This is a genomic window from Brevundimonas sp., assembly GCF_031082345.1.
Lineage (GTDB): Bacteria > Pseudomonadota > Alphaproteobacteria > Caulobacterales > Caulobacteraceae > Brevundimonas.
Map to the genome: position 1 here is coordinate 1 of NZ_JAVHLH010000120.1, position 8,327 is coordinate 8,327.

At 70.9% G+C, this 8,327-nt stretch carries 10 protein-coding genes; 6 read left to right on the top strand and 4 right to left on the bottom strand.

Annotation, left to right across the window (positions count from 1 at the left end):
* From RDU12_RS09075 to RDU12_RS09090, 4 genes are all read left to right on the top strand, one after another.
* Positions 1-343: aldehyde dehydrogenase family protein (locus tag RDU12_RS09075; protein WP_308684476.1), on the top strand; the 343-nt coding region annotated here is incomplete at its 5' end.
* On the top strand, positions 340-1,686 hold the full coding sequence (astB, locus tag RDU12_RS09080) for an N-succinylarginine dihydrolase (protein ID WP_308684477.1): 1,347 nt from the start codon (positions 340-342) through the stop codon (positions 1,684-1,686). The genes RDU12_RS09075 and astB, both read left to right, overlap by 4 nt.
* Positions 1,683-2,105 (top strand): hypothetical protein, encoded by a 423-nt coding sequence (locus tag RDU12_RS09085; protein ID WP_300293519.1) that lies wholly within the window; start codon positions 1,683-1,685, stop codon positions 2,103-2,105. Before astB ends, RDU12_RS09085 begins: the two co-directional genes overlap by 4 nt.
* Positions 2,093-2,629: a GNAT family N-acetyltransferase gene (locus RDU12_RS09090; RefSeq protein ID WP_308684478.1), complete on the top strand. Its 537-nt coding sequence runs from the start codon at positions 2,093-2,095 to the stop codon at positions 2,627-2,629. The genes RDU12_RS09085 and RDU12_RS09090 overlap by 13 nt, the downstream gene beginning before the upstream one ends.
* Here RDU12_RS09090 and RDU12_RS09095 read toward each other — a convergent pair.
* The gene (locus RDU12_RS09095) at positions 2,626-3,582 is read right to left on the bottom strand and encodes a LytTR family DNA-binding domain-containing protein (RefSeq protein WP_308684479.1); all 957 of its coding nucleotides are present in this window, start codon (positions 3,580-3,582) and stop codon (positions 2,626-2,628) included. The two genes, RDU12_RS09090 and RDU12_RS09095, sit on opposite strands and share 4 nt — an antisense overlap.
* A 13-nt stretch (positions 3,583-3,595) precedes the next feature.
* On the opposite strand from RDU12_RS09095, the gene RDU12_RS09100 reads away from it, so the two are divergent.
* A complete protein-coding gene (locus tag RDU12_RS09100; protein WP_300291499.1) occupies positions 3,596-4,837 on the top strand; it encodes an acyltransferase family protein in 1,242 nt (413 codons plus the stop codon).
* Here RDU12_RS09100 and phhA read toward each other — a convergent pair.
* Positions 4,804-5,679, bottom strand: a complete 876-nt coding sequence (phhA, locus tag RDU12_RS09105; RefSeq protein ID WP_300291501.1) for a phenylalanine 4-monooxygenase — start codon at positions 5,677-5,679, stop codon at positions 4,804-4,806. The two genes, RDU12_RS09100 and phhA, sit on opposite strands and share 34 nt — an antisense overlap.
* Before the next feature lie 77 nt (positions 5,680-5,756).
* Positions 5,757-6,071 (bottom strand): heat shock protein HspQ, encoded by a 315-nt coding sequence (gene hspQ / locus RDU12_RS09110; protein WP_300291504.1) that lies wholly within the window; start codon positions 6,069-6,071, stop codon positions 5,757-5,759.
* Between the two features lie 147 nt (positions 6,072-6,218).
* Here hspQ and RDU12_RS09115 point away from each other — a divergent pair, with 147 nt between their 5' ends.
* Positions 6,219-7,328, top strand: coding sequence for a Ppx/GppA phosphatase family protein (locus RDU12_RS09115; protein WP_300291506.1), 1,110 nt, complete (start codon positions 6,219-6,221; stop codon positions 7,326-7,328).
* A 1-nt stretch (position 7,329) separates the two neighbouring features.
* On the opposite strand, the gene RDU12_RS09120 is transcribed toward RDU12_RS09115, so the two are convergent.
* Positions 7,330-8,223: a peptidylprolyl isomerase gene (locus RDU12_RS09120; protein ID WP_308684480.1), complete on the bottom strand. Its 894-nt coding sequence runs from the start codon at positions 8,221-8,223 to the stop codon at positions 7,330-7,332.
* Positions 8,224-8,327 lie beyond the last annotated feature (104 nt).

The window sequence follows — 8,327 nt, forward strand, 5'->3', positions numbered from 1 at the left end:
CGAGGAGATGTTCGCCCCCTTCCTGTCGGTGACGCGCGTCGCCAGCTTCGACGCCGCCGTCGCCGAGGCCAACGCCACCCGCTACGGCCTGTCCGCCGGCCTGGTCAGCGACGACCCGGCCAACTGGGACCGCTTCATCCGCCGCATCCGCGCCGGGGTGGTGAATTTCAACCGCCCGACCACGGGGGCCGCCGGCGACATGCCCTTCGGCGGCCTCGGCGCCAGCGGCAACCACCGCCCGTCGGCCTATTACGCCGCCGACTACTGCGCCTATCCGGTGGCCAGTTTCGAGGCCGGGGCGGTGAAGAATATCGAGAGTGAGATAAAGGGGCTACGGGCGTGAGCTCGCGCGCCGTCGAAGCCAACGCCGACGGTCTGATCGGACCGACCCATTCCTATGCGGGCCTGTCGCCGGGCAACCTCGCCTCCAGCCTGAACAAGGGCGAGGCGTCCAACCCGCGCGCGGCCGTGCTGCAGGGCCTCGACAAGATGAAGCGGCTGGCCGACCTCGGCCTGCCGCAGTTCGTGCTGCCGCCGCACGAGCGGCCTGACATCTCCTTTCTGCGCTCGCTCGGCTTCGCAGGCTCCGATGCGCAGGTGCTGGAGCGGGCGTGGAAGGAGGCGCCGTCGTTCGCCGCCGCCGCCTGTTCGGCCTCGCCCATGTGGGCCGCCAACGCCGCCACGGTGACGCCCAGCGCCGACGCCGCCGACGGTCGGGTCCACTTCACCCCGGCCAACCTCGTCACCAACCTGCACCGCTCGCTGGAGCACGCGCAGACGAAGCGGGCGCTGGACGCCCTGTTCCCCGATCCGGAGCGGTTCGCGGTCCACGACGCCCTGCCCTCCGTCGCCCATCTCGCCGACGAGGGCGCCGCCAACCACGTGCGCCTGTGCGCCGACCACGGCGAGCCCGGCGTCAACCTGCTGGTCTGGGGCCGCGAGGCCTGGGAGCACTGGCAGGGCCAATACCCCGCCCGCCAGACCCGCGAGGCCTCCGAGGCCATCGCCCGCCGCCACGGCGCGTCCGGCGTGGTGCTGGCGCGCCAGTCCAGCGCGGCCATCGCCGGCGGCACCTTCCACAACGACGTGGTCTGCGTCGGCGCGCTGGAGACCCTGTTCTTTCACGACCTCGCCTTCGAGGACACGGCGGCGACCAAGGCCGCCATCCGCGCCGCCGCCGGCGACCGGTTCGAGCCGATCTTCGTCGAGGTCTCCTCCGCCGACCTGCCGCTGGCCGACGCCATCTCCAGCTATCTGTTCAACTCCATGCTGGTGCGGATTCCGGGCGAGGACCGCCTGACCCTGATCTGCCCCACCGAGACCCGCGACAACGCCCGCAGCCACGCCGTGGCCGAGGCCCTCGCCGCCTCCAACGGCCCGATCGGCAAGGTCGAATACGTCGATGTGCGCCAGTCGATGCGCAACGGCGGCGGCCCCGCCTGCCTGCGCCTGCGCGTCGCCCTGACCGAGACCGAGCTGACCGCGACCAACCCGGCCATGCAGATGACCGACGAGCTCCACGCCCGCCTGTCGATCTGGGCCGCCAACTGGTACCGCGACACGCTGACGCCCGCCGACCTCGCCGATCCCGCCCTGCTCGACGAGAGCCGCGGCGCCCTCGACGAGCTGACCTCGATCCTCGAACTGGGCGCCGGCTTCTATCCCTTCCAGCGAGTTGGCGAGTGACCGCCAACCCGTGGCTCGCGGTCGGCGGCGCGCTCAGCGCTGCGGCATCGCTGGCGCACCTGGCCATCATCCTGGGCGGCCCCCGCTGGTACGACGTCTTCGGCGCCGGGCCGCGCATGGTGCGACTGGCCGAGCAGGGCTCTCCGAAGGCCGCCCTCATTACTCTCGGCATCGCCGCCGTGCTGGCGATCTGGGCGGCGTTCGCCTTCTCGGGCGCCGGACTGATCCCGCGCCTGCCCCTGCTCAAACTGGCCTTGCTGGCCATCACGGCTGTCTACGTCGTGCGGGCGGTCGGCTATATCCCGACCCTGATGGTCACGGGGGCGCCGGTCGGGACCTTCGCCTGGGTCAGTTCGGCCATCGTCCTCGTCTACGCCGGGGTCCACGTCCTCGGAACTCTCGAACTATGGCGCAACTGACCCACCGCATCGCCACCGAGGCCGACATTCCCGTCCTCGTCGCCCTGATGGACCGCGCCATCACCGGCCCGCTGGCCGACTTCTTGACGCCAGACCAGATCGCCGCCAGCCGTCGGCTGATGGGCATCGACAGCCAGATCATCGCCGACCGGACCTATGTCATCGTCGAGAGCGATGGCGTGATGGCCGGCTGCGGCGGCTGGAGCGGCCGGATCACCGAATACGGCGGCGACCACACCCCCGGCCGCGAGCCCGCGCCGCTGACGCCCGGCGTCGATGCCGCCCGCATCCGCGCCATGTACACCGCCCCGGAATTCCTGCGCCGGGGCGTCGGCCGGATGATCCTCGGCCTGTGCGAGGACGCCGCCCGCGCCGCCGGCTACGACCGCGCCGAACTGGTCGCCACCCTCGGCGGCGAGCCGCTGTACCGCGCCGCCGGCTATCGCGAGATCGAACGATTCGAGGACGACCGCGGCGGCGCCCCGGTGCCTCTGGTCCGGATGGGCAAGGCCCTCGGACGCTAGCCCCTGAGCCGGGCGAGCGCCTCGGGGAACCGCCGCGACAGCGGGGCCCGCACCTCGCCCAGTTCCACCGTCCAGTCGCCTGAACCGTCCGGCTCCAGTCCCGTGACCCGCGCGCCGTTCACCAGCCACGACCGGTGCGCCCGCACGAAACCATAGGCTTCCAGCTCCACCTCGATGGCGGCCAGGGTGGCGCGCATCAGCGGCCGGCGTCCGTCGGCGAGCCAGAATTCGACGTAGTTGCCCGCCGAGGACACGGCCAGGATCTCCCCCACCGGCGCGCGGATGATGCGGGCCCCGTCGCGGATGTCGAAACTGACTGGATGCAGGGTCGTCCGCTCTGTCCGGCGCAGCCGCCGCAGGATCCAGAACAGGCCCACGAAGGCGGCGTAGCTCAGCAGATCCTTGCGGAACTCGTACAGATAGACCTCGCCGGCGGGGCCCGGCTCATAGGGACCGGCGTCAGCGAGACCATAGATGGCCAGGCGCAGGCTCATCATGCCGACGACGTGAAGGGCGCTCCAGATCGCCGCGACGGCGAGATGCGCGCCGGCGAAGGCGGCCCGGGCGCGCCAGCCGTCGCGAACCATCTCCGGCGGCGCGGCGGCGGTGCTGATCCAGGGCAGCCAGGCCAGAAGCACCACCACAACGGCGCTGGTGCCTTCCCAGACCCAAGGCTCCCAGGCGCTCACATCGGGATGGTCGACCTGAACCGTCAGGGAATTGACCACGGTGACCGCCACGGCGCCCGCGGCGATGGCCAGGGCGCCGATCATCAGGTCCCGGGTCTCGACGTCGCGCAGGCGATCCAGAGCGCCTTCCAGCAGGCCGCCCGTCCCGCGAGGCGCGCCGCCCGTCCCGGAGACGCCGCGCCCATCCCTTGCCGCAGGCCGCCGGTCCCGCCGACCTTGTCCCGACGCGCCGGGCGCCGACGATCGCGAAACGTCGTCGCTCATGGAGTTCCCGCCCGTGTCATCCCTCTCTGTCGCCCCCTCGCCGGACCGCCGCCACGACCTCGACTGGATCCGCGTCGGGGCCTTCCTGCTGCTGATTCTGTATCACGTCGGCATGTTCTACGTGCCGTGGGACTGGCACGTGAAGTCCGGCCACGAGATCGAGGCGCTGGAGCCGATCATGCAGCTGACCAATCCGTGGCGGCTGACCCTGCTGTTCCTGGTCTCGGGGGCGGCCACCCGCTTCCTCGCCGACAGCCTGGCCCGCGACGGCCGTGTCGGCGCGGGCCGGTTGGCCGGATCGCGGACCCTGAGGCTGCTGCCGCCCCTGCTGTTCGCCATGTTCGTGATCGTGCCGCCGCAGAGCTATTACGAGATCGTCGAGGCCGTCGGCCGTCTGGCGCCGCAGGCCGACGCCTACCACAACGCCTTCACCGCCGACTTCTGGACCCGCTACGCCACCGCCTCGGGGAACTGGTGCGGGCCCGACGGCGGCTGCCTCGTCACCCCGACCTGGAACCACATGTGGTTCGTGGCCTATCTGCTGGTCTACAGCCTGATCCTCGCGGGGCTTCTGGCCCTGTCCTCCGGTCGCCTGCGCGCTTTCGGCGGCCTGCTGGAGCGCGGCCTGAAGGGCTGGGGGCTGCTGATCTGGCCCATCGTCTTCCTCGCGGCGGTCCGCTGGGGCCTCGCCTATCGCTTCGAGATCACCCACGATCTGGTCAACGACTGGTACAATCACGCCCTGTCGTTCAGCGCCTTCCTGTTCGGCTTTCTGACGGCCCGGTCCGAGGCCCTGCGCCAGGGCTTCATCCGACTGCGCTGGCCGGCGCTGATCCTCGCCCTCGCCGCCTGGGCGGCCTGGGCCGGCTACGCCTGGGAATACCGGGCCGAGGACGCCATGCCCGCCGACGCCCTGCGCCGGGCCATGCGGATCGTCTATGCGGCGGACCAGTGGGCCTTCATCGCCGCCATCCTGGGTTTCGGCGCGAGACACCTGAACCGCGGCGGGCCGGTGCTGCGCTATCTGACGATCGGGGTCTTCCCCTTCTACATCGTCCACCAGACCGCCATCGTCGTGGTCGGTCACCATCTCGCGAAGCTGCGCCTTCCGCTCGCGGCGGAGGCGGGCATTCTGATCGCGGCGACCTTCGCGGCCTGCTTCCTGGCCTATGAAGTCGCGCGCCGCTCGGGCTGGTCGGGCCTGCTGCTTGGAGTGAAGCCTCAGGCCGCGAAACGCCCGCCCTTGGCCGCATAGGCCTGGGTGCCGCGAGTGAAGACCCGGTCGGACGGCAGGATGGCGTCGATGGCGATGGCCTCGGCGCCCTTCAGCCGCTCGTAGATCGGACCGAAATCCTGCAGCGTCTCCAGCTTCAGCTGCTCGATGTCGTCGATGACGAAATAGACCTGCTGGAAGTCGTCGATCCGGTAGAGGGTGCGCATCACACGCTCGAGGTCGAAACCGAGCCGGTTCGGCGACGGGTCGTCCAGGGCGAAGACGCTCTCGGTCGCCGAGGAGACGATGCCGGCGCCATAGATGCGCAGGCCGCCCTCGTCCTGCATCAGGCCGAACTCGACCGTGTACCAGTACAGCCGGGCGAGGTTCTGCAGCATGCCCAGCGAAGCCGCCCGCTGCCCGCCCTTGCCGTAGGCCTCCATATAGGCGGCGAAGTCGGGGTCGGTCAGCATCGGCACATGGCCGAACACGTCGTGGAAGATGTCCGGCTCCTGCAGATAGTCCAGCTGGTCCGGCTTGCGGATGAACTGGCCCGAGGGGAAGCGGCGGTTGGCCAGATGATCGAAGAACACCTCGTCGGGCACCAGGCCGGGCACGCAGACCACGGTCCAGCCGGTCAGGGCCTGCAGCTTGGGGTTCATGGTCTCGAAATCGGGAATGCCGCCGGTGTTGAGGTCCAGCGCTGTCAGGCCCTTGAGGAAGACGTCGGCGGCCCGCCCGGGCAGGATCTTCATCTGGCGGGCGTAGAGGGTGTCCCAGGTGCGGTGTTCGACGTCCGTATAGGCCGACCAGTCCTGCGGGATGGTCCAGTCCGCGGCCGCGCCCTCGGGCGGCGTTTCGAAGACGTGCTCGAAATCGGACATGAAGGCGCTCCTGCTCAACCCGGACTCTGACGGTCCCTTGCCCCCAATCTAGGCGGGGGGCGGCCGAGGCGCCAGCGTCAGTGGATGGCGTGCGACTTCGGCGCGTACCGTCCCTTGCGGTCCACGGTGAACCAGCGGGTCTCGGCCTCGCGGGCGACGGACGACAGTTCGGGATCGTGCTCCAGCGCGTCCTCGGGCGCATAGGCGACGAAGCCGCCCTCCGCGCCGAGCGCGAGCACCTGGTAGAAGGGCTGGTCCGGCGAGATCTCACCCGTATCTCCGGGCTGGCCCGCGAACACCGGGTCGACGTCGATCACCACGCCCCGAAAGGCGGCCTGGCGGTGGCGGACGATCTGGCCGAGACCAAATTTGGCGACGATTTCATCAGTCATGACGCCAGAGTGCGCCATCCAACCTGAGCGATATGGCCGCCGGTTCGTTCATTTTCCCGTCACATCGCCTTGGCGCGGGTGCGGCTGGGGGTCTAGGTTGCGCGGGACGGGCGCCGTTTCGGACCGCCCACCGTGAAAGTTCGGCCCATGCCGGAGATCGGCGCGCCCACGGGCGCTCCCCGGTCCCAGCGTTCCGGGTCCGGCGGCCAGCGCGCCCGCAGCGGCGCCTCCGACGGGACCGGCGCATCAGGTCGGGAGCCGCCCCTCTACGGGGCGCTCGACCTCGGGACCAACAACTGCCGCCTGCTGATCGCCCGCCCGGCGCGGGACGGTTTCCGCGTGGTCGATTCCTTCAGCCGCATCGTCCGCCTCGGCGAAGGCCTGTCGCGCACCGGGCGTCTCGACGACGCGGCCATGGAGCGGGCCTATGAGGCCCTTGTCCTGTGCGGCGAACGGGTGGCGAAGAAGGGCGTTGAATCGACCCGGCTGATGGCCGTCGCGACTCAGGCCTGCCGCCAGGCCGACAACGGCGCCGCCTTCATCGAGCGGGTCCGGGAGGGCACCGGCCTGCGTCTGCGCATCATTGACCCGGTCGAGGAGGCGCGGCTGTCCGTCGAGGGCTGCCTGAACCTGTTCGATGACGCGGCCGAGGCCGTGCTGGTCGTCGATGTCGGCGGCGGGTCCACGGAACTGAGCTGGCTGAAGCAGACGGGCGCCGGCTTCGTGCTGGAGGGCTGGATGTCGGCGCCGATCGGCGTGGTCACCCTGGCCGAACGCCATCCCGAGCCGCCGCGCGCGACGCCCGAGGGAATCACCGTCTGGTACGAGGCCATGGTCGCCGACATGGGCGAGGCCCTGTCGCGGGCGCCGATCGATCCGGCCCTGCGCGAGGTCTTCGCCGCCGGACGGGCGCACCTGGTCGGCACCTCCGGCGCCATCACCAGCCTCGCCGGCATCCACCTCCGCCTGCGGCGCTATCAGCGCAATCTGGTCGACGGTCTGTGGATGACGCGCGGCGATTGCGAAAAAGCCGCCGAGCGGCTGATGCAGCTGGGGCCGGAAGGGCGCGCCGCCGAATCCTGCATCGGCCCGGACCGCGCCGATCTGGTCCTGGCCGGGGCGGCGATCATGGAGGCGGTGCAGCGCGCCTGGCCGTCGGAGCGCGTCCGGGTCGCCGACCGCGGTCTGCGCGAAGGCCTGCTGCTGCAGAAGATGCGCGAGGAACGCCGGCCCCGGCGACGCCGCCGGCGCCGGTGACCTAGTTCACGACCTGCACCGGCAGGGTCACGTCGCAGACCGAGAAGTCGGCTCCGCGCGCGGTCCGGGCCGCCTCGACCAGCGCCCGGAAGCGCGGCGAGTCGGTCGCCAGCATCTGCACCGCGGGGCGTTCCGCCTCGGGGATGTCGGCGGCCACGCGCATGCGGGTCATCCGGTCCGGCTGGGCCTGGGCCATCATGCCGTTTTCGCCGTCGCCGACCTGGAGGGTCCGGACGACGTCCAGCCCGTCCACGGTCATGCCCCAGATGGTGTAGCGCTTGTCCAGCGCCGGATAGGCCTGCCGCATGATGAAGAACTGGCTGTTGGCGGTGTCGTTGCCGACGTCGCGCGCCATGCCGACGACGCCGGGACAGTAGAGTCCCCAGCCGTGCACCTTGCCGTCGCCGGTCTGGGCGAAGGCCGAGTCGGGCTGGGTCTGGATCGGCAGCGAATGGAAGAAACCCAGCCGCGCGCCGGTCGGCTCGGCCACGGCCGCGAACGGCATGGCCGGATCGCGGCGGAAGGTGAACTCGGCGACCAGGTCGGGATAGGGGCTCTGGCCCTCGCCGTTGCCCAGGGGGTCGCCCGTCTGGGCCATGAACCAGTCGATCACCCGGTGCCACGACACATTGTCGTAGAAGCCCCGCCGGGCCAGCAGCTTGATCCGCTCGACGTGCAGCGGCGCCACCTCCGGAAACAGCTCGACGAGGATGCGGCCCCGCGTCGTGTCGATCACCAGCAGGTTCTCGGCCGGCACGGCGCGCCATTCGGTGGCCGCGATCGTCGTCTCCGGCGTCGGGGCGGGCGGCGGCGGCGGGCCGCCCACGTCCTGGGCCAGGACCGGCGCGGCGAACAGGACGGCGGCGAGCAACGCGGCGGCGGATATCGACTTCATGGCAGCCTCCCCAGTGATTCAGACAGCAAGATCAGCCCCCGACGACCTCGGCCGGCGGCTGGACATCACAAACGGTGAAGGCGGCGCCGCGCTCGGCCCGGACG